Raw genomic sequence first — 23,847 nt, 5'->3', positions numbered from 1 at the left:
GCAATCTATTCTCTAATATCAATTGAGCATTTAATTCAAAGCCTAATCACTATTACAGTAATTAGGCTTTTCATAAATATCCCTAGAGTACCGTTTCTAATTAGCTTGCTTTTGTAGAAGCGATTTTTTACAAAGGCTTTCTAGCCGCTCAAAAAACATTACTTAGCCACTTTAAACAGGGTAGTGAATTACCACAACAAAGCGCGTTTCTCCTACTTCATCTCGATAACCGTGTGGCTGATCTGCGTGCAATATACATTGCTCTTGCGCTTGATAGGCTTGCCATTGACCATCTTGCAAAACCCCTAACTTCCCTTGTAATACGTGAATGTGTTCTGTTACACCTATTTGGTGCGCCGAAGAGTGCTGCTCATGAAAGTCCTTCAAGCAAAGCTCAAACATTTCAAACTGAGTGACTGCATTAAACGGGAATAGCGTTTTAATGGTTACGTTTGGGTCGTTAGCGAACTTATCATCTGCGTGTTGAGACGTAGGTGCTGTTTCGTCACCAGACAAGAAAGAAGAAAAAGAACATGCAAGACCTGTGGCTATTTTCCATAAGGTAGCGATAGTTGGGCTAGACTCACCTCGCTCTATTTGCCCAAGCATGGCTTTGGACACCCCTGTTAATTTGGCGGTTTTATCAAGTGAAAGGCCTCGCCCTGTACGAACTGATTGCAGGTGTTGAGCAATGCTTTTTGAAATAGCAGAAGGCTGCGCATTTGCTTTTGTCATGTAATAAAGGCCTTTTACTTCGTCTCTAATGTTGATAAAGCAGTTGTGCGTTATAACGCACGAATGGTAAGTTACCTATTGTACGTTATAGCGCACAAAAAGGTAGAGTAGCACATCAATAGACGCTAAAAGCGTGTTTTTATCACTCAGTCGATTCCAAATCGAAATTCCATCACGAGGGTTTTCATGAGTAAATGGAAGTTAAGTCATATCAGCGCAGGGCTTACCGCCGTTACGGTAGGTTACAGTAGTTCTGTCGTTATTATCATTGATGTGGCACGTAAGGCCGGCGCTAGCGATGACATGGTAATAAGCTGGTTATTCGCGCTTGGACTAGGCATGGGTATTACCTGTATTTTATTTTCGTGGCTATCCAAGCTGCCCGTTGTTACCGCTTGGTCTACCCCTGGCGCCGCTTTCTTGTTAACGAGTATCGGTAATTACCGTTTAAGCGAAGCCATTGGTGCTTTTGTAATATGCGCAATGCTTTCTCTTGTAACGGCTCAAAGTCGTAGCCTGCTTAAACAAATTAGTCGGATTCCGCCTGCAATCTCATCGGCACTTTTGGCCGGTATTCTCTTACCTATATGTCTTGCTATATTCAGTGATGTGAACGATGCGCCGCACTTAGTCGCGTTATTTCTCGCGATTTATCTAATAGGAAGCCGGCTATTTCCCCGCTATCTTATGCTGTTATTACTGGTTATGTCGGTGGGCATTAGTGTGTTTATGAGCAGTGCAGACGGTGGTGTTGCTTTAACACGCGATTCATCAGGGCTGTCATCACTATTTACCCTGCCCGAGCCTATTTGGGTAACACCCACTTTCTCGCTAAGTGCGACTATTGGGTTAGCCTTTCCCCTTTTTCTTATTACTACACTTTCTCAAAACTTACCTGGTATTGCTATTCATCACGCCCACGGCTATACACCCGACCATAAGCCTATATTATCCGGTATTGCTATTGTACAAGCCCTATTAGCACCGTTTGGTGGGTTCACCTTTAACCTAGCAGCAATAACGGCGGCATTGTGCATGGGTGAACAAGCGGATAGTGAAAAGTCACAGCGCTATAAAGCGGCTATTGCAGCCGGTGTGGCGTATATATTTATGGGGCTGTTAGCGTCTGTGGTCGTAGCATTATTTGTTAGCATGCCCAGTATCATTATTCACCTACTTGCTGGGCTAGCTCTGTTAGCTACGCTTCAAGGGGCGGTAGTTCGTGCTATGGAAATAGAACATCACAGGGCCCCTGCACTGCTTACTATGCTGTGTACTGCGTCAGGCTTTAGCTTATTTTCTATGACTTCAGCAGTGTGGGGGTTGGGGCTAGGCTTAATATTGCTGTATGTTCAAAAGAAACCTGCTAACGCCTAGTGTTGCTTATTTAGCGCTGTACCCATAGCAACTTACATAACAAAAAGGCCGATACGTTTTGAAGATTCACTTCTGTATCGGCCTAACATTATTGTGTAGATCTGGGGGTAGCTTAACTGCTTATAAGAAAATTTGCTTCGCTGCGCTTGTTAGCTCTTCGAATTCATCAGAGTGTAGTTCACCCATATCTTCTACAACACCGCGCTGTATCGCTAAGTTTAAAATAGCATCTTTTTGACTGCCGGCAGCCCCTGACACCGCCGCGCCAACACGTACAAAATCGATATAGCTCAGGTTATCAGGCAGGTAGCTTAAATCTTTCCAGTTTTTAGCCACATTAACGAAACTATCGCCAAAGCCCCATTCTCTCATTATGCTCGCGCCGATTCGCCCCGACAATTGATCTATCGCAACTTCAAGAAATGTTGGGTTAGCAAATACTTCAGGGTGGCGCTCTGCTTCGGTTAAAATAGGCAACACACCAATGTTATGAACAAGGGCTGCCAAAGTCATAGTATCCATGCTCATTTCACGATTTTTAGTCCGGGCGATATAAAGCTGTAAAACCGCCATGGCACTAGCCACTATGTTCACAGTATTGGCCCATTCCTGCTGTAAATACCGAGCAACCACGTCGTTTTTCGATACAAATAGCTGTTCCATTGCCAGGGCAGTAGAAATGTTCTTAATTTGGCGCAGACCAATACGCGTTACCGCCTGACTAACTGAAGTCACTTTAACGCTACGCCCCATATAAGCACTATTAGCAATTTTAATCATTCTTGCGCTTAATGACGGGTCCTGACCTATAACCTCGCCCATTGCGTTTAGGTTTATATCAGGGTCGTCAGCTGCTTTACGAACTTTCAATGCGATAGCAGGAAGTGTAGGAAGGACGAGAGTATCGTTGTTAATTTTTTCAACCAAGATGGTTGAAAGCGCGTTCTGTGTAGACATATTTCTACCCTTAGGAAGTTCCAAATAGCCCAGAAGGCAATCAGTTGCTGTATCAGTTAATCAAGTTGGTACTCGTAAACCAGCATCAACTATGACCGTTTATGCTTTGCTCTCCCTGCTTTATTAGCATAAGGCATTATTCGTTACGCAAAAATACAGGAGGTTTATTGTTTTATTATGATATTTCTATCACCATACTATAGTAGCGCTTCGGTTTCGACCAACTAAAAAATAGCAATTATCTAACCGGGGTTTTCGCACCGACCGAGTAACCAAAGCTTTTAAAAGTATAGACAACCAGTAGCAAAGCACTATTCAAATTACACAAATAATTTTCATACTTTTGTATAAAATCAAAAGCATAGCTATAGTGAGCTAGCTATTTTTCGACAGATAACACGGTAACCTTCATTATGAAAAACACACTTTCACATTACACTCCTATTGCTGCCGCAATAGCAGGGTTATTTATGCTTACAGCGTGCGGTAAAAGCGCCGACACAACACAAGCAACAACGGCACAACCCGAGACGACAACCGAGCAAACCTTATTAGTTGACGAATCTCGCTTGTCTATTTATCACGGTGTAGACCTTACTAGCGATTTGTCACACCTTAGCGACAATCAGCACAAAATGCTTTCGCTGTTAATCGATGCATCAAAAATCATGGATGACTTATTCTGGAAACAAGCGTTTTTTGAAGATAAAGATGCATTTCTTTCATCAATAGACGATGAAGACGTCCGCCACTTTGCTGCCATTAACTACGGGCCGTGGGACCGCTTAAACGGAGATACCCCTTTTATTAGTGGCTATGATGACAAAGCGCCCGGTGCTGAATTTTACCCCCATGACATAGATAAAGCCGAATTCGCTACGGCAAGCTTTGAAGACAAACAAGGCCTTTACTCTATGGTAAAACGTGATGAAGCAGGTAACCTTTATTCAGTGCCTTATTCAGAAGCATTTAAAAGCGAGTTAATGAAAGCCTCTGATTTACTTAAAAAAGCATCAGAGCTGGCGGAAAATGAGAGCTTCAAGCAATACCTGCAGCTTCGCGCCGAAGCACTATTATCCAATGACTACCTTGCCTCTGACATGGCATGGATGGATATGAAAACCAACCCGATTGAGCTTGTTATCGGCCCCATTGAAAGCTATGAAGACCAACTTTTTGGCTATCGCGCTGCGTTTGAAGCTTACGTACTTATTAAAGATCTAGCGTGGAGTGAAAAGCTCGCAAAGTATGCGGCTTTCTTGCCTGAACTACAGCAAGGCCTGCCCGTCGCTGAAGCCTACAAAGCCGAAATGCCGGGCTCGGACGCGGACCTTAACGCATACGACGTCATTTACTATGCGGGCCATTCTAATGCAGGCAGTAAAACCATTGCCATAAACCTGCCTAACGACGAACGGGTTCAGCTAGAAAAAGGGACCCGCCGTCTGCAGCTCAAAAACGCTATGCGTGCAAAATTTGATACCATTCTCGTTCCTATCGCAGATACGCTCATTGTACCTGAGCAGCGCAAGCACATTACATTCGACGCTTTTTTCGCGAACACCATGTTTCACGAAGTGGCCCACGGTTTAGGGATTAAAAACACCCTAGACGGTTCAGGTACCGTGCGCGGCGCACTAAAAGAGCATGCATCAGCCCTTGAAGAAGGTAAAGCAGATATTCTTGGCCTGTATATGGTACAAAGCCTTCTCGAAAAAGGTGAGATTACCGAAGGCGCATTAGAGGATTACTACGTAACCTTTATGGCAGGCATTTTCCGTTCAGTGCGTTTTGGTGCAAGTTCTGCACATGGCAAAGCCAACATGATTCGCTTTAACTTCTTTGCTCAACAGGGCGCATTTGAAAAGACCGAAGACGGGCTATACCGGGTTAATATGGAGAAAATGGGCGCTGCGGTAGAAGCGCTATCGGAACTTATTCTTACCTTACAAGGTGATGGCGATTACGATGGCGTGGCTGAATTGGTTGAGACAATGGGTGTGATTAAACCTGACCTTGCATCAGATTTAGCGCGCTTAGAGGCAGCGAGTATTCCGGTTGATATTCACTTCAACCAAGGTAAAAAAGTACTAGGGCTTAGCGAGTAACTTCGTTAGCTTACTTAAATACCAAAAAGGCCGCTTCCTAAAGCGGCCTTTTTATATAACAGGGTGAAACCTTGCTATTCAACGTGTTGTTTCATATTTTCCGTGTACGGAGGCCACCCCAAAGGCTTGCCCGCTAGCACGTGAAGATGAATGTGATAAACCGTTTGCCCGCCATATTCATTACAGTTCATCACAGTGCGGTAACCCTGATCGGCAAACCCTTCTTCTTTGGCGATTTTAGCCGCTACAAAAGAAAGATGCCCCACCACTTCCCTGTCTTCTTCAGCAATATCATTGACTGTAGCAATCTGCTTTTTCGGAATTACCAGAAAGTGATAAGGAGCTTGAGGATTAATATCTTTAAACGCCAGCGATAAATCGTCTTCATAGAGAATCTCTGCTGGGATTTCTTTATTGATAATTTTATCGAAAATAGTTTCTGCCATATCTTACTTCCCTTATCAAAATGTTGTTTCTCGCAAACTTTAGGGCTTAAGTACAAGTGTTCAGTTATAGCTTTGAAGCTAGGCACTATGCCCTGTGCGAATTCATATCCAATTCTTTACTACGCTTTCGCTGTTTTATCTTTTATTCGCTCACGCTTAAGCAAAGACAAACCACAAAAGCACAGCACCTAACGCTAAACGGTAAATAACAAAAGGCAGCATACCAATGCGTGCAATCCAGCTTAGGAATAAATAAATACACAAATAAGCGCTAACAAATGAAAAGGCGGCACCATAAAGAAGCGCAGACCAATCCACCGCTTCGTTGGCACTTAGCAGGTCGAGGGTTGCTAAAAGCCCGGCACCTAGAATAACCGGAATAGAAAGCAAAAATGAAAATCGCGCGCATGCTTCACGTTTTAGCCCTAACATAAGACCCGCGGTCATAGTGATACCTGAACGAGACGTGCCCGGTATTAAAGCCAATACTTGTGCTAAGCCAATGTATATAGCTTGCTTTAGGGTTAAGCCTTCAAGCTCTTGCTCTCGTTTTGCGGTAGCGTCGGCATACCAAAGTAATAACCCGAAGATAATCGTCGTACCCGCAATAACAAGGGCAGTTCGAGCGTTTTCTTCTATCCAGCCTTTCATAAGAAAGCCGATAATAACAGCCGGAATCGTACCAACGATCACATACCACGCCAGCTTGCTGTCGGTGGATTGCTGTTTACTGAAGCCTTGCGTGACCCATGCAACCGTCATTTGCCCTATCTCTTGACGAAAATAAATCATCACGGCCAATAGGCTCCCCACGTGCACGGCAACATCAAAGGCTAGCCCTTGGCTTACCCACCCCAGCAATTCGGCAGGCAAAAGCAGGTGCCCAGAACTGCTAATAGGAAGAAATTCAGTTACGCCCTGAATAATTGCTAAAATAATGATTTCAAAAAGTGTCATTCCTTTGCTTAACTCCAAGTAAAGTCAATTGGCCATAATTGCTGTTTCTGTTTATCAAATTTTTGCCACATTTGGGCGTAGGTTTCTTGCGTTTCAGGGTGAACGTCATTTGGCACAAGCTCAGCTAACGGCCAGAGCACAAAGGCGTTGTAGCAAATTTCTTCGCGAGGCAAAACCACAGGTGTTGTTGTTACTCTACTATCATAAGTAAGCAGATCTAAATCAAGAGTTCTTGCACAGAACTTTTTGTCTGTGTGTACCCTACCATTGTCTTTTTCAATGCCTTTGAGTGTGGCGCACACCTGTTCAATATTTTTAGACGTCGTAGCCCTCGCTACCGCATTGTAAAAAGGGCTGCCGTTAAATCCTACCGCTTCGCTCTCGTATACAGAAGACACGGTTACATCGGAAAAGTGCTGCTTTAGTGCCACTAAAGATTGTTTAGTGTAACGCTCGCGCTCAATGTTTGAGCCAATACTTATTAAAATGGTATGTGAGGACATCAAACGCGCTCTTTACTCATTTCAACTGCCACGGTTTTCGCATTAGGAAGGATATTTGGTTTTACTATTTTAAGCGTTATGGTTGATACCGCAAAGTGTTCGCATACGGCGTCCATCACTTTGCTTCCAAACGCTTCGAGTAGTTCAAACGTACTTTGTTTACCTACATCTACAATACACTCTGCCACTTTCGCGTAATCTACGGTATCTGCTACGTCATCGCTTTGCATTGCGGCGCGCAGGTCAACGTCAAGTGTTACATCAAGCAGCAGTTGCGTTGTGCGTACTCGCTCCCAATCATAAACACCAATCAGGGTGTCGACTTCAAGCCCTGTTATATAAATTTTACCCATGGATTTTTTCATCTTGTACTGTTATCAACCAGTTAAACACAGTGATACTGGTCTTACTACTGCGCTTTTACCCACATTATTGTAGGTAAACAGTGGTATATCGCATTTGGATGGAGTAGCTTTACGCTTGTGTGGCACAACTATACCGCTGTATGACAACTGGGGGCAACCAAGGTTTTATAATTTTAATAAGCGCAAAGCCTGTTAACCTGTAGTGTATGAATTTCAGTCTCGATAAAAAGCAACGGTCTTTAAACAAAACCTTTTATAACTAGAATGATAAAATGACTCCGCTAACTCTGTTAATGATTACTGTTGCCTATCTCTTTGGCTCGCTTTCCAGCGCAGTAGTAATAAGCCGCCTATTCGGTTTACCCGACCCGAGAACCGCAGGTTCCAAAAATCCCGGTGCCACCAATGTTTACCGCTTAGGCGGTCGCATTCCTGCGCTGTTAGTACTGATTATGGATATTTTAAAAGGGACAATTCCAGTCTACGGAAGCTATTTTTTAGGGCTAAACCCCATTGTATTGGGTGTCATTGCCATTGCGGCGTGTTTAGGTCACATTTTCCCACTGTATTTCGGTTTTAAAGGTGGAAAGGCCGTCGCAACCGCGTTTGGCGCTATGCTTCCTATTGGCCTCGACCTAGCAGGCTTACTCGTTCTCAGTTGGGTGGTAGTCGTCTTTCTCACCGGTTACTCTTCTTTAGGGGCGCTTATTGCCGTGTCACTCGCGCCCCTATTTACTTTTTTGATTAAGCCTTTGTATACCATTCCGGTAGCCATGCTTTCGCTGCTTATTATTCTGCGTCACAAAGACAACATTACCCGTCTAATGGCAGGTAATGAAAGTAAAGTGTGGGACAAGGGTAAAGTTAAAGAGTAAGACCTTGTGCCAAGACGTCTAGCTCACCGTCAATAGGAGTTAGTGGCGTAATACCCAATATTTTTGCCAGTGCAGGGTAAACCTCTAAATTGCTAAACGCCGGTAATGTCTTATTTATTTTAAAGGCGGGACCCGTAGCGACGAAGGTTGCGCCCATATCAGGCAGCGTATTCTCATACCCATGACCGCCCTTGCTTGTATGCATGCTACCCGCGTTTTTAAATCGCGCCGGCGGCGCAATTTCTAAAATGATATCCCCTGTTCTATTTCCCGCTTCCATATGACGCAAAGCGCGCTGCTGTTCGTTTAAAACAAGGTAGCGGTTTTGCGCAATGGCGGTAAGGCGGTCGAACTCTTCTGTAATGTCTTCTCTCGATACGCTCTCTTTTGCGTACAGGTGAACTTGAGCGCCTTCATTTTCAATAATGAAGCTATCAGGAATAGATAACGATTCCACTTCGATTAGTTGCGCTTCATCCACCGGTGTCATGCCGTGATCGGAGACCACCACGAGATTTACCGGCAAATTAAGTGCTTTTATACGTTGGTGTAACTGACCGATAAGCGCATCGACGTTTTGCACTGCATGGTGCGTTTTTTCTGAGAAGGGCCCTTCGTCGTGACCCACTGTGTCGGTTAAAGAAAAATAGCCTGCGATAAAGCGAGGGCGAGCTCCCTCAGGAAGTTTAAGCCAATGTATAATTTGGTCGATGCGCTGCTGATAATCCGCATATTTTGAATAGTGGAAAAAATAGCTGGGCTGCGCGCCCGAAATACGTGCATCGGATTCTGGCCAGAAAAACGTGGCCGCTTTCATGCCGTGATATTCCACTAAATTCCAAAAAGGTGTTGCGGTTATCCAGGTACTATCCATGCGCCCGTAACCTAATTTGTATTTGGCATAACCGTCTTTGGCGGGGCGCGATTTATCATAAAAGCGGTTGTTTACAATGCCGTGATGTTTAGGCAATAACCCGGTTACCAGCGAAATGTGATTAGGAAACGTGTTGGAAGGGTAAACCGGTATCATTGAAGCGGCTCTTACCCCTTCTTTAGCAATCGCGCCTAAGTACTTAGCATTGTGCAGTTCAATATAGTCATGGCGGAAACCATCAAGGGAGATGAGTACCACATATTGTTCATCATGGCGTTTTGCCTGCTCACTTTCATGCACTGTCTCTATCGGCAATTGCTTCAAACCCACGGGGTTTGATTGGGCTGAGCTGGCTTGCTCGGCGGCGACGGCATCAGACGACATAAAGCAAAATGAAAAAATTAGCATCGTAAATGCGAATAACGTGTTTTTCTGCGTTGCCAATGTATTTGAGCCCATCCGTTTATTGTTCCTTGTTACCTATTTCATTGGGTATAGCCGCAGCGATACCACAAGCCCATTAAATTGCCGATAAGGTGTCAAGAGGCCAGCGCGGCTTTGCTTGAGAGGAAAGCGCTAAGGTTTCCCCTGCTTTTAATCGCTGCATGCCGGCATAAGCAATCATGGCTCCATTGTCAGTACAATACGCCAAGCTAGGATAAAACACTTCACCTTTTAGCGCTTGCATTAGCGCTTTCATCTCACTGCGTAGCATGGTGTTCGCACTTACGCCGCCTGCTATAACAAGGCGCTTCATTCCCGTTTGTTTTAACGCCCGCTTGCACTTTATTATCAGTGTATCAACCACTGCCTCTTGAAACGCATAAGCAATGTTGGCTTTAATTTGCTCTGCATTATCGCCTGTTAAATCAGCGTCGCGGATAGTATTAGCCGCAAAGGTCTTTAAGCCACTGAAGCTAAAATCAAGACCAGGTCTGTCTGTCATAGGGCGAGGGAACTTGTAATGCCCTGCTTCGCCTTTTTCAGCCAGCTTCGCCAAAAGCGGCCCGCCGGGGTAATCTAAGCCAAGGAGTTTAGCGGTTTTGTCAAAGGCTTCGCCCGCCGCATCATCTATAGATTCCCCAAGCACTTCGTATTGACCAATACCTTCTACTTTAACCAGCATCGAGTGGCCGCCAGATACTAAAAGCGCAATAAAAGGAAATGCCGGTGCGTCGTCTTCGAGCATAGGCGCTAATAAATGCCCTTCCATATGGTGAACACCTACCGCAGGTACGTTCCACGCATAGGCCAATGAACGACCCACTGATGAACCGACCAATAATGCGCCTACCAGACCTGGGCCTTGCGTAAAAGCAACGCCGTCGATGTCTGATGGTTGCGTGTTGGCATCTTCCATGGCTTTTTCTATCAAAGGAATAATTTTTCTCACGTGATCCCGCGACGCAAGTTCTGGCACTACACCACCATAATCGGCGTGTAGCTTCACTTGGCTATATAATTCGTGGGACAACAAACCTTTCTCATCGTCATAGACAGCGATGCCGGTTTCGTCACAAGATGTTTCTATTCCTAAAATACGCATGGGGAGTACCCTTTTACTACAAACTACGGTGCCTGTTTTTTACTACGCTCAGCGATAAAGTAGAGTTAGCCACTTCGATAAAACGTACGATCAAAAACTGAATAAATAATTCTGGCGATCCGGCGCGATGATCTTTATGATCCGGCCGCGATCTTAACACTACCCTTAATAAGATCTGTCCACGTTTTATTTTTGATCAATGATGTATTAATCAAAGAAAAAACAAGGTGAACACGTTCTGATAAGGGCGCTTATGTGAGCCGAGTTAAACAACACAGTGCTTAACGAGCGCAGAGTTTACCTTTAATCCTGCATTCATGGAATGCCGGCGAACGGGTAAATGAATGGTAATTGCACAATATTGTCTATTTTTTGGCAATTCATCCTTTACTTTCTCTGTAGATATGATTAGAATTTCGCACCATTTTTAACCCGGGTGGCCTTTTTAGCGCACAATTTTACCCGGATTTACACAGTAAAAGTTTTGAGGTGAGTGTTTAATGCCTATCGTTAAAGTTAGAGAAAACGAGCCGTTTGATGTGGCGCTGCGTCGTTTTAAGCGTTCTTGTGAAAAAGCAGGTGTTCTTTCTGAAGTTCGTCGTCGTGAATTCTTCGAAAAGCCAACTTGGGAACGCAAGCGCAAGAAAGCTGCCGCTAAGAAGCGTCATCTTAAGAAGCTAGCTCGTGAAAACGCACGTCGCGTAAAACTCTACTAATATAGGGTTAAGTAACGAGTCTGAAAGGTGTTGCAATTGCAGCACCTTTCGCGTTTCTGGGCCTTTATTTTTTGGATGCTATTTTATCTATCCTAAAATATCCCGTTTGTTTCCCTTCAAATGGTTGCATTTGATTTTCAACCTGGGGCTTAATAATACCAGTCCGCATAGATGATTACCCTCTCAGCGAGAGTTAAAATGTTTGGAATCGCGGCGTGTTACCGCAGGTATAGTGGTTCTACATCAAGGTGACACAACAAAGAGTACAGACATTTTAAACTCGCCCTTCGGGAAGGTCTGGCAAGCTTCATTCTGGGAAATTGAAAGGGAACAACCATTCCTGCATTCCCACGCTTCGCTAGGAAACTTGCCAGCGCCTTCTGAGTGGGCAATGATCTATGCGGATTGGTATAAACTCACTCTACTAATAAAAATCAGGAAGCATCATGGCACTAATTGATGATTTAAAAGCAGCGCAGAAAGATGCGATGCGTGCAAAAGAAAAAGTACGTCTTGGTACTATTCGTATGGCTATGGCTGCCATTAAGCAAAAAGAAATCGATGAACAAATTACGCTAGACGATAGCGCAATCTTAGCGGTGTTAACCAAAATGGTTAAGCAACGTCAAGACGCTGCCGCGCAATACGACGCCGCCAATCGCGATGACTTAGCCAGCAAAGAGCGTGAAGAAATCACTTATATTGAAGATTTCTTGCCACAGCCTTTGACTGACGATGAGCTAAACGCCCTTATCGACGAAACTATGGCTGCGACTGGCGCATCGGGTATGCAGGATATGGGTAAAGTAATGGGCGCGTTGAAGCCGAAGGTTCAGGGTCGCACTGACATGGGCGCACTGAGCGCGAAAATTAAAGCGCGCTTAAACGCCTAGGCGTAATACATCCTTATGAGGAGTCTTACTCTGTAAGATTAAAGACGAACGAGGGTGTGAATGCCATACCTTCGTTATTCTCATTGTTGTACTTCCCTGTTACAGTACTTTACTCTTTTAATTTTGTTGTGGCAGCTCGTATTCGTAGGCGCCGCTGCTTATCTTTACTGGTCCTTTTAAATACCCCATGGCTGGAAAAATACCTCGCGATTTTATAGATGACTTACTCTCTCGTACCGATGTGGTAGAAGTCGTTGATAGCCGAGTAAAACTAAAAAAAGCTGGCAAAAACTACCAGGCGTGCTGTCCATTTCACAACGAGAAAAGCCCGTCGTTTACCGTTAGCCAAGACAAACAGTTCTTCCACTGTTTTGGGTGTGGCGCTCACGGCAATGCGATTTCGTTTATTATGGAATTCGACCGCCTTGAATTTGTCGAGGCCATCGAAGAGTTGGCGCGCTATCACGGGCTAGAAGTCCCTCGTGAAAAAGGCAGTCGCCCTGCCATGAGCGAAGAGAAAAAGCAGCAACAGCAAGACGACTATGCTGTTATGGAGCAAGTAGCGCGCTTTTTCCAACATCAGCTGCGCCAAAACGGCAACAGCAAAAAAGCCATCGAATATCTAAAAAACCGTGGGCTTAGTGGCGACATCGTCAAGCAGTGGGAAATTGGCTACGCCCCTGATAGCTGGGATGCGTTGTTAAACACTTTTGGCAAAGACCCACAGCGCATCAAGCAGCTGGTCGATTTAAAGCTAGTCAATAAAAACGACCAGGGGCGCACCTACGACTTCTTCCGCGACCGCATTATGTTTCCCATCAGGGACAAACGGGGGCGGGTTGTAGGGTTTGGTGGCCGTGTATTAGATGACGGTGGACCAAAGTATTTAAACTCGCCAGAAACCCGCATATTCCACAAAGGTAGCGAGCTATTTGGATTTTACTCAGCTCGCCAGAACAACCGTACCTTAGATACGGTTGTAATTGTAGAAGGCTACATGGACGTAGTGGCGCTAAGTCAGTTTGACATTAACATTGCCACGGCCGCGCTAGGCACGGCGACGACGCCTGAACACATTCAAATGTTGGTTCGTGCTACTTCGCATATCGTGTGTTGCTACGACGGTGACAGGGCCGGTCGAGAGGCTGCATGGCGGGCATTAGAGAACGCCTTACCGGCATTAAAAGACGGCGTGCGTATTTCGTTTTTATTCTTACCCGATGGCGAAGACCCCGATACTATGGTCCGCCAAGTGGGTAAAGAAGCGTTTATGGAAATGCTTGATAGTGCTATGCCGCTGTCTCGCTTTTTCTTCGAAAACTTATTAAAGACCCATAACGTTGGGACCCCTGAAGGTAAAATTGCCTTAAAAAAAGCGGCCATGCCGCTTATCGAAAGCACCTTGGGTGAAGATCAAAAGCAAATGCTCTTAGAAGAACTTGCAAAGCACACCGGCGAGTTTGACCGTTTTAAGCTTCAGCAGGACATAACAAAAGCCAACCAGGGGTCGAAGCAAGCCTATTCACCTAGTCGTAATCAAGTTAACAAACCCAAGCTTTCTCCACTGCGTATGCTAATTCGCTTGTTACTTGATAAGCCTGAACTGGCATCAATGTGTGAAGACGTTCAAATTGATATTTTTGCCGGCAGCAAAGCCGCTGGCATGGATTTACTACGCGACGTACACCGCTATTGTTTAGCTAACCCTAAGGCTAAAACTGCGCAGCTTGTTGAAAATTTCCGCGACCATCCCCATTCTTCTACTATCGCGAAATTATTGTTACAAGAGCACTTAGTTAAAGACGAGGATGCTGAGCGCGTATACAACGACAGCTTCGCTCGCTTACTGGACGGGCATTTCGATAGCCGTATTGAAACCTTAATTTCACGCTCGCGGGTTCAGCCGCTTACTCAAGCGGAAAAACAGGAATTGAACCTGCTTATGAGGGAAAGACAGAAGAGTTAGCCTAGTTAGCAAAAATTCTTATGCGAATTTTATGACCGCTGGGTTAACCTGATGTGCTGTGTATTTTTCTGTTCGCCCTATTACCCAACTTTTTACCTAGTAAAGGTTACCCGCGGTTTTGTGTAGAGCGAACATGAAATTACTGGCTAAAAAATCGGCCGTCAATCTGGTAAAACCACCGGTTAATCTGCTATACTGGCTAATTCGCTGCAGACATGTTTAAACATGCTTCACCCTTTAGAGTGAACAAAAATGCAGCAACACGAGTAGCAAAGATATAGCCGAATATAACGGGCAGAACCGAACCCGAGCAGATGTGCATCGTAAAAGTATTGGTTTACACCAACGTGGCATCGAGCATTAACGGCCTTGATACAAATGCAGTACTACAGCAGATCAGGGAACATACCTAGGTGTATGTTGTCTTTTCTATTGCAAACTAATTGAATGTGAGAAGTGTAGGGTATATGGCGCAAAGCAAGCAGTCTCAGATTAAACTCCTGATTGCAAAAGGTAAAGAGCAAGGTTACTTAACCTTTGCAGAAGTTAACGACCACCTGCCGCAAGATATTGTCGATTCTGATCAAATCGAAGACATAATCCGCATGATTAACGACATGGGAATTCAAGTTTCTGAATCAGCTCCTGATGCAGATGAACTTCTCATGCAAGAAGCGAATGCTGACGAAGATGCCGCGGAAGCGGCGGCGCAAGCACTGGCTACCGTAGAAAGTGAAATTGGCCGTACAACTGACCCAGTTCGCATGTATATGCGTGAAATGGGTACTGTTGAACTTCTTACTCGTGAAGGCGAAATTGAAATCGCTAAGCGAATTGAAGACGGTATAAACCAAGTACAGTGTTCGGTTGCTGAATACCCAGAAGCGATCACTTACCTGTTAGATCAGTGGGACCTTTACGAAGCCGAAGAAATTCGCCTAAGCGATATTATCTCGGGCTTTGTTGATCCTAACGATGATCAAGATCTCGCACCAACAGCAACCCACGTGGGCTCTGAGTTATCTGAAGAAGAATTAGATGACGAAGATGGCGACGATGATGAAGATGAAGACGAAGAAGAAGACGATAACGGCGTAGACCCAGAGCTAGCGCGCGAGCGCTTCTCAGAGCTTCGTGAGCAGTACATCAAAACTCGTGAAGTTATCGAGAAGAAAGGCCGCTCTCACGCCGATTCCCGTACCCAAATCAACGCTTTAAGCGACGTTTTCAAAGAGTTCCGCTTAGTTCCTAAGCAGTTCGACCGCATGGTTAAGAACATGCGTGCGATGATGGACAAGGTGCGTATCCAAGAACGTCTTGTTATGAAGTTCTGCGTTGTTAATGCAAAAATGCCTAAGAAAGACTTTATCAAAGCATTTGCGGGCAATGAAACCTCTACTGCATGGTTGCATGAAGCTGTTAAATCAGGTGCGCCTTATGCCGCTGATCTTGCAGTTAACCAAGAAGAGATTGAACGCTGCATTAGTAAGATGAACCAAGTAGAGCAAGAAACTGGCTTGGTTATCGCAGATATTAAAGACATTAACCGTCGTATGTCGATTGGTGAAGCGAAAGCCCGTCGCGCGAAAAAAGAAATGGTTGAAGCCAACCTTCGTCTTGTAATCTCAATTGCGAAGAAGTACACCAACCGCGGTCTGCAGTTCCTTGACCTTATTCAAGAGGGTAACATTGGCCTAATGAAGGCGGTGGACAAGTTTGAATATCGTCGTGGTTATAAGTTCTCGACTTATGCAACATGGTGGATTCGTCAGGCTATTACTCGCTCGATTGCAGACCAGGCGCGTACAATTCGTATTCCTGTGCACATGATTGAGACGATTAACAAGCTAAACCGTATCTCTCGTCAAATGCTTCAGGAAATGGGTCGTGAACCTACACCTGAAGAGTTGTCCGAGCGCATGCTAATGCCTGAAGACAAAATTCGTAAGGTACTTAAGATTGCTAAAGAGCCAATCTCGATGGAAACCCCTATCGGCGATGATGAAGATTCACATCTTGGCGACTTTATCGAGGACAGCACTATTATTCAGCCCCTCGATTCAGCAACTGGCGGTAGCTTAAAAGGCGCAACACAAGAAGTTTTGGCAGGTCTAACAGCCCGTGAAGCAAAAGTACTGCGTATGCGTTTCGGTATCGATATGAATACCGACCACACGCTTGAAGAAGTAGGCAAACAGTTTGACGTTACCCGTGAGCGTATTCGTCAGATTGAAGCTAAAGCACTCCGCAAGCTTCGCCACCCTAGCCGTTCTGAGCAGCTACGCAGTTTCTTAGACGAATAGGTTAAGGCTTAACTTTATTTGTAAAAATCCCCAGCTTGCTGGGGATTTTTTTATGCGCTTTCTGTTTATGCCTGTCGATAGTCACTGTCGTATATTTACTACAACTACCAAACTCTGCCCACAAAAAAGCCCCCTCGCGGAGGCTTGTTACGCATGTAACAGTCTAAGCTAATATAACGCTAAGGCGGCAGCTAAGGCCCAAGTAATCACTACTAGGGGCCGTAGACTTACACTCTGAACTGCTTAGCAATAGACTCTAAATGTTGTGCCAAATCAGCAAGCTCATTACACATTGTGCCTAACTCAACAGAGCGACTAGAGGTCTGTTCTGTGCGCTGGTGAATCTCATCGACATGGCGAACTATGTCTACCGCTACCGTACGCTGGTCTTCTGTGTTGTGCGCTATCTGCTCGTTCATTTGATTAATGCGACCGATAGTACTGGTAATGGTTTCAAGACTGCTTCCGGCTTTGTTAGCAGTTTCTACACTGCTAGATGCCTGCTCAGTTCCACGTGCCATCACTTCAACTGCAGAGTGCGCTGCGCTTTGAAGCTGCTCGATAGTACTTTGAATTTCTTCTGTAGATTGCTGTGTACGCGATGCCAGTGTTCTTACTTCATCTGCCACTACCGCAAAGCCACGGCCCTGTTCGCCTGCTCGCGCTGCTTCTATCGCCGCATTCAGTGCCAGTAAGTTAGTTTGTTCAGCAATGCCTTTAATGACATCAAGTACCGAGCCTACTTTGTTTGAATCAGACTCTAAACGCGCTATCACGTCTGCCGTCTCACGCACGTTCTCTGCAAGCTGCTGAATGCTCGTTACCGTCTGCTGAACAATTTGACGGCCTTCACTGGCGGCGCTGGTTGCTTCGTTGGCGTCACTTGCTGCCTGGGCAGCACTGTGTGCTACACCGTCTACTGAGCCACTCATTGTATCCACAGCACTTTTCGCATTAGTCGCAGATTGCTGTTGAACATTAATGGTACGTTGGGTTTCTTCCGTTACCCCGCGTAAATTTTGTGCCAAATTAGAAAGCGGTAAGCTTGCTTCTACCACATCGCGGACAACCCCTTGAAGCTTGTCCATGAACTGGTTAAACCAATACACCAGTTCGCCAATTTCGTCTTCGCTTTTCGTTTCAATGCGTACGGTTAAATCGCCATTCTCTTGGGCAATATCTTTAAGTGAGCGCACCACGTCGTCGATACTCTGCTTAATTCCACGCACAATAGGCACTGCGGTAGCAAACAAAAGTATGGTAACAACGATAGCTAAAATAACGCCTGTACTAATGAGGGAAGTGTTTGCTCTGTCGGTATTTTCAAAGGCTTCTTCAAACGCGGCCTGCTGCGCATCTCTGAATGTAGACATGGCGGCAATAGCATCGTCATAAGAGCTATTCATTTGCGATGAAAGTTCACCTAAGCGACTGAAGTCAGCGGTACCATCAACCATCGATTGAGACACGTCAAACGCCACTTTAAAGTAATCATCAAACCCTGCCGAAATTTTAGCTATTTCGGTGCGAAACTCTGGACTAATAGACTCTATTTGGTTGAGCCCAGCTTTCACTTCTTTCGCCAGGTTCTGCGCCATGATGAGCGTATCTTGGTCACCGGTTGTAACCGCACTAGATAAGGTATCGCGCACCTTCTGCATATCGACAAGGGTAGATGCCGATTGTTGTAACGCTGGGAACTGGACTTGTTGAACTTTCTCTAAGGTTGCGCCGTTATTTAACGCGGTGTATACAGTAATAAGTAAGTAGATAACAAAGCTTATCGCTGCGATCCCCGGTATGAGAAATATCTTACTCGCAATAGACATTTTTTTTAAAAAGTTCATTCGCTGTCCCACTGTTATTATATTCGCGCAATAGCTACCTGTTTTAATAGGAATAACTATCTTATTCTAATTTATCTACTTAATATCGAAAATCTTTAATAAAATTTGGCCTCGCACTATCACGCGAGGCCATAGTAGACACTTAGAACGTGTAATTAACGCCAACTTTTAGCAAAGTAGCATCGTTTAGGTCATTCAAATCGTCTGAGTACCAAGTTACGTCTGTTTTAAGCGCGAAACCGGGTTCAACGTCGTAGCGCAGGCCTACAGTAACGGCAGAAACATCAAGCTCTTGCTGAGCAGCAATACCTGCAGCACCCTGATAGATTGCAGACCAAGTCGCATCGGTTACCGCGTCACCCGTTGCAATCTGTGGTGGTAATGATGCAACTAGGCCTAGCTGGGTCCCATTGTCCGCTTCTTCTACTTCGTACGTAATGTGAGGTGTGAACTTACCGAAACGCATACCGGCTGTTACATACCATGCTTTATTATCAGCAATGATAGAGCCGTCCACTTCTGTTTGCGTAAATTCAGCGCCTACGAACCAGTCATACTTATCAATATCAACCGCTACTTCAAAGAAGGTACCTGTATCGTCATTCACACTAAAACCTTCAGCAACTTCAGATGCGTTAGGAATAGCGGCGCCAAATGCCGATATACCGTCTACAAACCCATCGAATTCCGCATTCGCAGCACTTGTTTTACCGCGTGCTAGCAAAGTACGCGCACTAAACCAGTCGCGTGTAGCTTCAAATGAAACCGCCACTACGTTTTTAAGTTCTAGTGCAGCAGGTGTGCCTGAAATAGTGGTATCGGTTTCAACTCGGCCCATAGTAAGCTGCGCACCGTACTCCCAGTCACCGGAGTAATTCATGTAATCAACGCGAATACCGTCAATGTTGTTGAAATCAATACCATAGATTGAATCTGGTGGTGTTAACCAGTGGTAAGAATAACCAATATCTAGCGATGCTGAGTATTTGAAAAGCGGCATACGCATGCGACCAGCACTAATATTAACGTTATTGTTTAACATATAAGTCATGTAAGCCCACTCGAAATCAGCGTCATAGTCTTCACTACCACGACCGACTAACTGCGCTGTAGCAGATAACTTATCGCTAACATCGCCGCGAACTTGCAGGCCAAAAACGCTGGCAGGGTCGAAATTGAAGTCACTGTCATAGCCGTATACTGATTCATCGTCGTCTAGCGTCATTCCAGCAATAAGGTTAGCAAAGCCGTTAATTTGAATTTCAGCCATTGCCGGGGTAGCTAACAAGCCAGCCATTGATAAGATTGCAAGTTTGGTTTTCATGCGTGTTCCTTAAATTCTTTATATAAACGGGAGTTAAAAGGTGGCGACAACGCGCACGCTGTCGTTCACTGAGCCAGCGTCAACGTAGCCAATAGCGCCAGGATTAGCTGCTACTGCAGAAACCACTTCAGCGTCGCTCGCTAATGCCTTAGGCGGTTGCCCCTTACCCGTAAATACTAGTTTTGACCAAAACGCAGTAAGCTGAGCTGCTGTTTTGTTTAATACTTTGCCGTTAAATTCGTCAGTTGCAGCTTGGCCTTCTGCCAACGCCACTGGCTCAGCGTTTGTACCGCTAGGGAAAGCTTTTGCTTTATTTAAGAAAATTCGGCTAATGCTATCTTTGTCTAGCGTATCGCCATTACTGGGATGTACGATCACTGCTACATCAGCGAACGCTACGTTACAGCATAGGCCAGCTGCAAGTATCCATTTTTTCATCATTTGTCCTCTAGAATCTGTTGAAGTATCTGCTCATCGTTTTCTACTTTCTTTTTAAGGCCGCGTGAAGCGACGTTTGAGTATTTGAACGACATAGGCCAAACAGGTGCTTGTGTACTAACAATTGCAACGGTGTAAGTATTAATCACAACTTCAATATTCGCCAATTTGAGCTTGAAATATTTATCTTATATAAATTAATAGCTTATATAAGGTAGTGGAATTGACGCGAAGTGTAGAGGAAGTGAGAAGTTAAACAACTATACCATTGTCTAATGCATACTCGTAAAACTTATAACGTTTCATAAGAAACAGTGATGGAAAAGTAATAAACATAAATATCTAAGAAAATTCAGCTACTTGCTAGCTTAACAAGTTGATTACAATGTAATAACCAACCATATTTAGGTATATTAAAACATACCCTAGCTTACCGTGATAAGTTGAAATGTTGCCCAATAACGGGGAAATACGCAGGGCTTACGCCCTGCAAAAAACTTAATCTTCCCCTTTTTTATACGGGATCGTTTTTTCTAATCGTTCTATTTCATTGGTTCGCTTAAGCGGCGATCCTGTGTTGCGCGCCAGCCAGCTGTAGGCCGTAGGAACAACAAACAACGTCATAAAGGCCGACACTAAGACACCTGAAAAAATGACCATACCAATTACCATACGACTTTCAGCGCCGGGGCCTGAGGCAAGCACCAGAGGCAAAGCGCTAAAAACAGTGGTAAAACCGGTCATGACAATAGGTCGCAAACGCTGGGCAGCAGCCCGTTTTAGTGCATGTTCGAATTCCATGCCGGCGTCCCGCAGCTGATTTGCAAACTCAACAATGAGTATGCCGTTTTTAGCCGCCAAGCCAATTAGCATTACAAGCCCAATTTGACTGTAGATATTAATCGTCATGCCGCTGAAAAACAGCCCAATATAAGCCCCCACTAAGGCTAGCGGTACCGTTAGCATGATCACTAACGGATGTACCCAACTCTCGAACTGAGCAGCTAATATGAGATAGGTAACGGCAAGCGCCAGCATGAATACATAAATAAATGAATTCCCTGCCTCTTGGTAAAGCTGAGATTCGCCTTTGTAGTCAATCGACACATTATCTGGCAATTCGGTAGCGACAATGTTTTCAAGATAGGCTAGTGCCTCACCTAATGTGTATCCCTCTGCCAAGTTTGCTGAAATAGTGACTGCCCGCATTCTATTGTAGCGATTAAGCCTTGAGGATGTGGCCTGCTCTTCAAACGTTAGCAAGTTATCCATCGGAATTAATTCACCGGTTCTTGCTGAGCGTACATACAAGTTTTCTATACTATTAGGGCTTCTGAAATCTTCTTCTATGCCTTCTAGAATTACATCGTACTCCTCTCCCCTATCAAGGAAAGTAGACACACGGCGCTGCCCTAACATCACTTCTAATGTACCGCCAATATCGCTGATAGACACGCCAAGATCTGCAGCCCTATCGCGGTTAATATTCACCAGCAGTTGAGGAGAGGTTTCTTTATAATCAGAATCTACGCGAACCAAGCCTGGGTTTTGCGCTGCCTTCTCAAGCACTATATCTCGCCATTCAACCAGGTTTTCATAGGTATCGCCCTGTAATACGAACTGTACTGGACGGCCTAAACCTCCCCCTGAAATCCCACTTCGCATGATTGCGAAGGCGCGTACATCAGGCACAGAATTTAGTTTAGCGCTAATTTCATCCATGAGAGAAAACGTACTAAAGTCGCGTTCGTCCCAATCTGCGGAGCCAACTATGGCAATACCCGCATTGCCCCCGAAACCAGGGGTGCGAACTAACAGGCGGTTTATCTTTCCGTTTTCTCGGTAAGGCATTAATATGCTTTCAATCTTCTCCAGGTTTTTGGCGTTACTTTCAAAGCTTGCCCCTTCCTGTGCATTCATCAAGATAAAGAAATTGCCCCTGTCTTCTTTAGGCACAAATTCACTGGGCACTTTTTCAGATAGCTGCACCAGCGCAACAACCGCAATCACCAACAAAAGCAGCATTAAAATAGGCTGGTGTAAGGTTTTACCCAGCGCAGTGAAATAGCCATTTTCCAACTGCGAGAAGCGCTTATCCATCCAGCTTCCAAAGCCTGAAGAGCGAGTGCGCTTTTTAAGGATCTTCGATGCCATCATGGGCGAGAGTGTAAGGGCAGTAAAGCTTGAAAATGCCACAGCCGCCGCAATGGCTAGGGCAAATTCGGTAAATAACCTGCCTATGTTACCTTCTAAAAATACTAAAGGTACGAACACTGAAATCAGTACAAGAGTGGTAGCAATAACCGCAAACCCCACTTCTTTAGCGCCGCGGTACGCTGCCAAAATAGGCGGCTCGCCCATTTCGATGCGTCGGTAAATGTTCTCTAGTACTACGATAGCATCATCAACCACCAGTCCAATCGCGAGCACCATAGCAAGTAGAGTAAGTAGGTTGATAGAGAACCCCAGCGCATACATCACGATAAATGCCGCAATGATGGAAACGGGTACCGTAACGGCGGGAATTAATGTAGCGCGAATATTACCTAAGAATAGGTAGATAACGATAACCACCATTAACATGGCAATACCTAAGGTTTCGTACACTTCGTCAATGGATGCTTCGATGAACACAGACGAATCGTAGCTTGGCACAATAAAAATATTATCGGGAAGTGTGGCTTCTATTTTTTTTATTTGCGCTTTTGCCGCTCGCGCTACGTCAAGGGTATTAGCTTTAGACTGCTTAATAATACCCAGCCCTATCATATTCACACCATCGCCGCGAAACTCGGTTTCATCATCTTCAGCGGTTAACTCAACGTGGGCAATTTCACCAAGGCGAACCAAGTAACCGTTATCGCCTACCACCACGGTAAGGGCTGAAAAATCATCAGGAGAAAGAAAAGTTCTTGCCACCCGCACTTCAAAGTTTCTGTCAGTACTTTCCACCTCTCCTGCCGGCAACTCTACGTTTTCTGCACGAATAACTTGTTCAACATCACTTACCGTAATACCGCGCGCCGCCATTGCGTTACGGTCTAGAAATACCTTCATGGCATAGCGTCTACCACCACCAATTTGCACGCGAGCAACGCCGTCTACAATTGATAACCTGTCCACTAACACGCGCTCGGCGTAATCGGTTAGCTCCATTGTATTTAAGTTGGTGCTGCGAAGGTTGTACCACACCACCGCACTTTCATCAGAGTTAGCTTTTGATACTTCAGGTGGATCGGCCTGATCCGGTAAGTTGTTCAATGCCCGGCTAACGCGTTCGCGTACATCATTGGCTGCCGCGTCTATGTCTCTTGAAAGCTTGAACTCAATGGTAATGTCTGAGCGGCCATTTCGAGACGTAGACGTGACATTTTTAATGCCTTCAATGCCCGAAATTCTGTCTTCCAACAGCTGCGTAATACGGGTTTCAACAATATTGGCCGACGCCCCTGTATAGGTTGTACTTACAGAAACGATAGGAGGGTCTATGTCTGGGTATTCTCGCAGACTCAACATGGAAAAAGCGACAACACCAAAGATAATGAGCAGCAAGTTTATAACGGTTGCAAAAACCGGGCGCTTTACAGATACATCTGACAATAACATGGCGTAAGCTC

The 23,847-nt window shown here is 45.1% G+C and carries 19 protein-coding genes; 7 read left to right on the top strand and 12 right to left on the bottom strand.

The annotated features are described in order from the left end of the window. Positions 1–171: 171 nt before the first annotated feature. On the bottom strand, positions 172–735 hold the full coding sequence (locus ACTRWF_RS02900) for a helix-turn-helix domain-containing protein (protein WP_012517269.1): 564 nt from the start codon (positions 733–735) through the stop codon (positions 172–174). Positions 736–921: 186 nt separating this feature from the next. On the opposite strand from ACTRWF_RS02900, the gene ACTRWF_RS02895 reads away from it, so the two are divergent. Then, positions 922–2,112: a benzoate/H(+) symporter BenE family transporter gene (locus ACTRWF_RS02895; protein ID WP_462835106.1), complete on the top strand. Its 1,191-nt coding sequence runs from the start codon at positions 922–924 to the stop codon at positions 2,110–2,112. A 120-nt stretch (positions 2,113–2,232) separates the two neighbouring features. On the opposite strand, the gene ACTRWF_RS02890 is transcribed toward ACTRWF_RS02895, so the two are convergent. Continuing rightward, the gene (locus tag ACTRWF_RS02890; RefSeq protein WP_015066226.1) at positions 2,233–3,069 is read right to left on the bottom strand and encodes an HDOD domain-containing protein; all 837 of its coding nucleotides are present in this window, start codon (positions 3,067–3,069) and stop codon (positions 2,233–2,235) included. 413 nt (positions 3,070–3,482) lie between these two features. Here ACTRWF_RS02890 and ACTRWF_RS02885 point away from each other — a divergent pair, with 413 nt between their 5' ends. Further along, entirely contained in the window at positions 3,483–5,177 is a 1,695-nt protein-coding gene (locus ACTRWF_RS02885; protein WP_462835105.1) for a dipeptidyl-peptidase 3 family protein, read from the top strand. Positions 5,178–5,251: 74 nt separating this feature from the next. Here the strand turns inward: ACTRWF_RS02885 and ACTRWF_RS02880 are convergent, their stop codons facing one another. The 4 genes from ACTRWF_RS02880 to folB form a co-directional block, all read right to left on the bottom strand. Then, positions 5,252–5,623: a histidine triad nucleotide-binding protein gene (locus tag ACTRWF_RS02880; protein ID WP_012517265.1), complete on the bottom strand. Its 372-nt coding sequence runs from the start codon at positions 5,621–5,623 to the stop codon at positions 5,252–5,254. 156 nt (positions 5,624–5,779) lie between these two features. Then, positions 5,780–6,580 carry an undecaprenyl-diphosphate phosphatase gene (locus ACTRWF_RS02875; protein ID WP_015066224.1) on the bottom strand — a complete coding sequence of 267 codons (801 nt, stop codon included), beginning with the start codon at positions 6,578–6,580 and terminating at the stop codon, positions 5,780–5,782. An 8-nt stretch (positions 6,581–6,588) separates the two neighbouring features. Next, entirely contained in the window at positions 6,589–7,083 is a 495-nt protein-coding gene (gene folK, locus ACTRWF_RS02870; RefSeq protein WP_015066223.1) for a 2-amino-4-hydroxy-6-hydroxymethyldihydropteridine diphosphokinase, read from the bottom strand. Then, positions 7,083–7,436: a dihydroneopterin aldolase gene (folB, locus tag ACTRWF_RS02865; RefSeq protein ID WP_015066222.1), complete on the bottom strand. Its 354-nt coding sequence runs from the start codon at positions 7,434–7,436 to the stop codon at positions 7,083–7,085. The genes folK and folB overlap by 1 nt, the downstream gene beginning before the upstream one ends. A 284-nt stretch (positions 7,437–7,720) precedes the next feature. On the opposite strand from folB, the gene plsY reads away from it, so the two are divergent. Next, positions 7,721–8,323 (top strand): glycerol-3-phosphate 1-O-acyltransferase PlsY, encoded by a 603-nt coding sequence (gene plsY / locus ACTRWF_RS02860; RefSeq protein WP_012517261.1) that lies wholly within the window; start codon positions 7,721–7,723, stop codon positions 8,321–8,323. Here the strand turns inward: plsY and ACTRWF_RS02855 are convergent. Further along, positions 8,313–9,656 (bottom strand): alkaline phosphatase family protein, encoded by a 1,344-nt coding sequence (locus tag ACTRWF_RS02855; RefSeq protein ID WP_462835104.1) that lies wholly within the window; start codon positions 9,654–9,656, stop codon positions 8,313–8,315. The two genes, plsY and ACTRWF_RS02855, sit on opposite strands and share 11 nt — an antisense overlap. Before the next feature lie 61 nt (positions 9,657–9,717). Next, entirely contained in the window at positions 9,718–10,743 is a 1,026-nt protein-coding gene (tsaD, locus tag ACTRWF_RS02850; protein ID WP_012517259.1) for a tRNA (adenosine(37)-N6)-threonylcarbamoyltransferase complex transferase subunit TsaD, read from the bottom strand. Between the two features lie 500 nt (positions 10,744–11,243). Here tsaD and rpsU point away from each other — a divergent pair, with 500 nt between their 5' ends. The 4 genes from rpsU (at position 11,244) to rpoD (ending at position 16,621) form a co-directional block, all read left to right on the top strand. Beyond that, entirely contained in the window at positions 11,244–11,459 is a 216-nt protein-coding gene (rpsU, locus tag ACTRWF_RS02845; protein ID WP_012517258.1) for a 30S ribosomal protein S21, read from the top strand. 446 nt (positions 11,460–11,905) lie between these two features. After that, entirely contained in the window at positions 11,906–12,352 is a 447-nt protein-coding gene (locus ACTRWF_RS02840) for a GatB/YqeY domain-containing protein (RefSeq protein ID WP_012517256.1), read from the top strand. Positions 12,353–12,539: 187 nt separating this feature from the next. Further along, the gene (gene dnaG, locus ACTRWF_RS02835) at positions 12,540–14,318 is read left to right on the top strand and encodes a DNA primase (protein WP_015066220.1); all 1,779 of its coding nucleotides are present in this window, start codon (positions 12,540–12,542) and stop codon (positions 14,316–14,318) included. 467 nt (positions 14,319–14,785) lie between these two features. Then, a complete protein-coding gene (gene rpoD / locus ACTRWF_RS02830; RefSeq protein ID WP_462835103.1) occupies positions 14,786–16,621 on the top strand; it encodes an RNA polymerase sigma factor RpoD in 1,836 nt (611 codons plus the stop codon). 227 nt (positions 16,622–16,848) lie between these two features. On the opposite strand, the gene ACTRWF_RS02825 is transcribed toward rpoD, so the two are convergent. The 4 genes from ACTRWF_RS02825 to ACTRWF_RS02810 all read right to left on the bottom strand — a co-directional run bounded on the left by ACTRWF_RS02825 (position 16,849) and on the right by ACTRWF_RS02810 (position 23,836). Beyond that, positions 16,849–18,468, bottom strand: a complete 1,620-nt coding sequence (locus tag ACTRWF_RS02825) for a methyl-accepting chemotaxis protein (protein ID WP_020742883.1) — start codon at positions 18,466–18,468, stop codon at positions 16,849–16,851. A gap of 142 nt (positions 18,469–18,610) precedes the next feature. Continuing rightward, the gene (locus ACTRWF_RS02820; protein ID WP_015066217.1) at positions 18,611–19,792 is read right to left on the bottom strand and encodes a topoisomerase IV subunit B; all 1,182 of its coding nucleotides are present in this window, start codon (positions 19,790–19,792) and stop codon (positions 18,611–18,613) included. 33 nt (positions 19,793–19,825) lie between these two features. Continuing rightward, the gene (locus tag ACTRWF_RS02815) at positions 19,826–20,230 is read right to left on the bottom strand and encodes a substrate-binding domain-containing protein (protein ID WP_015066216.1); all 405 of its coding nucleotides are present in this window, start codon (positions 20,228–20,230) and stop codon (positions 19,826–19,828) included. 498 nt (positions 20,231–20,728) lie between these two features. Beyond that, entirely contained in the window at positions 20,729–23,836 is a 3,108-nt protein-coding gene (locus ACTRWF_RS02810) for an efflux RND transporter permease subunit (RefSeq protein WP_462835102.1), read from the bottom strand. Positions 23,837–23,847 lie beyond the last annotated feature (11 nt).

The sequence above is a fragment of the Alteromonas sp. G5_S2_22_S1 genome (genome assembly GCF_054968525.1).
The sequence above is the reverse complement of the archived record's forward strand: the minus strand, read 5'-3'. Positions and strand labels throughout refer to the sequence as shown.

Excerpts from the sequence above, each read along its gene's own strand:
- plsY (WP_012517261.1), top strand. The coding sequence starts at position 7,721 with ATGACTCCGCTAACTCTGTTAATGATTACTGTTGCCTATCTCTTTGGC.
- ACTRWF_RS02855 (WP_462835104.1), bottom strand. The coding sequence starts at position 9,656 with ATGGGCTCAAATACATTGGCAACGCAGAAAAACACGTTATTCGCATTT.
- rpoD (WP_462835103.1), top strand. The coding sequence starts at position 14,786 with ATGGCGCAAAGCAAGCAGTCTCAGATTAAACTCCTGATTGCAAAAGGT.
- rpsU (WP_012517258.1), top strand. The coding sequence starts at position 11,244 with ATGCCTATCGTTAAAGTTAGAGAAAACGAGCCGTTTGATGTGGCGCTG.
- ACTRWF_RS02840 (WP_012517256.1), top strand. The coding sequence starts at position 11,906 with ATGGCACTAATTGATGATTTAAAAGCAGCGCAGAAAGATGCGATGCGT.
- ACTRWF_RS02890 (WP_015066226.1), bottom strand. The coding sequence starts at position 3,069 with ATGTCTACACAGAACGCGCTTTCAACCATCTTGGTTGAAAAAATTAAC.
- tsaD (WP_012517259.1), bottom strand. The coding sequence starts at position 10,743 with ATGCGTATTTTAGGAATAGAAACATCTTGTGACGAAACCGGCATCGCT.
- folB (WP_015066222.1), bottom strand. The coding sequence starts at position 7,436 with ATGGGTAAAATTTATATAACAGGGCTTGAAGTCGACACCCTGATTGGT.
- ACTRWF_RS02880 (WP_012517265.1), bottom strand. The coding sequence starts at position 5,623 with ATGGCAGAAACTATTTTCGATAAAATTATCAATAAAGAAATCCCAGCA.
- dnaG (WP_015066220.1), top strand. The coding sequence starts at position 12,540 with ATGGCTGGAAAAATACCTCGCGATTTTATAGATGACTTACTCTCTCGT.
- ACTRWF_RS02875 (WP_015066224.1), bottom strand. The coding sequence starts at position 6,580 with ATGACACTTTTTGAAATCATTATTTTAGCAATTATTCAGGGCGTAACT.
- folK (WP_015066223.1), bottom strand. The coding sequence starts at position 7,083 with ATGTCCTCACATACCATTTTAATAAGTATTGGCTCAAACATTGAGCGC.
- ACTRWF_RS02825 (WP_020742883.1), bottom strand. The coding sequence starts at position 18,468 with ATGAACTTTTTAAAAAAAATGTCTATTGCGAGTAAGATATTTCTCATA.
- ACTRWF_RS02810 (WP_462835102.1), bottom strand. The coding sequence starts at position 23,836 with ATGTTATTGTCAGATGTATCTGTAAAGCGCCCGGTTTTTGCAACCGTT.
- ACTRWF_RS02895 (WP_462835106.1), top strand. The coding sequence starts at position 922 with ATGAGTAAATGGAAGTTAAGTCATATCAGCGCAGGGCTTACCGCCGTT.
- ACTRWF_RS02885 (WP_462835105.1), top strand. The coding sequence starts at position 3,483 with ATGAAAAACACACTTTCACATTACACTCCTATTGCTGCCGCAATAGCA.
- ACTRWF_RS02900 (WP_012517269.1), bottom strand. The coding sequence starts at position 735 with ATGACAAAAGCAAATGCGCAGCCTTCTGCTATTTCAAAAAGCATTGCT.
- ACTRWF_RS02815 (WP_015066216.1), bottom strand. The coding sequence starts at position 20,230 with ATGAAAAAATGGATACTTGCAGCTGGCCTATGCTGTAACGTAGCGTTC.
- ACTRWF_RS02820 (WP_015066217.1), bottom strand. The coding sequence starts at position 19,792 with ATGAAAACCAAACTTGCAATCTTATCAATGGCTGGCTTGTTAGCTACC.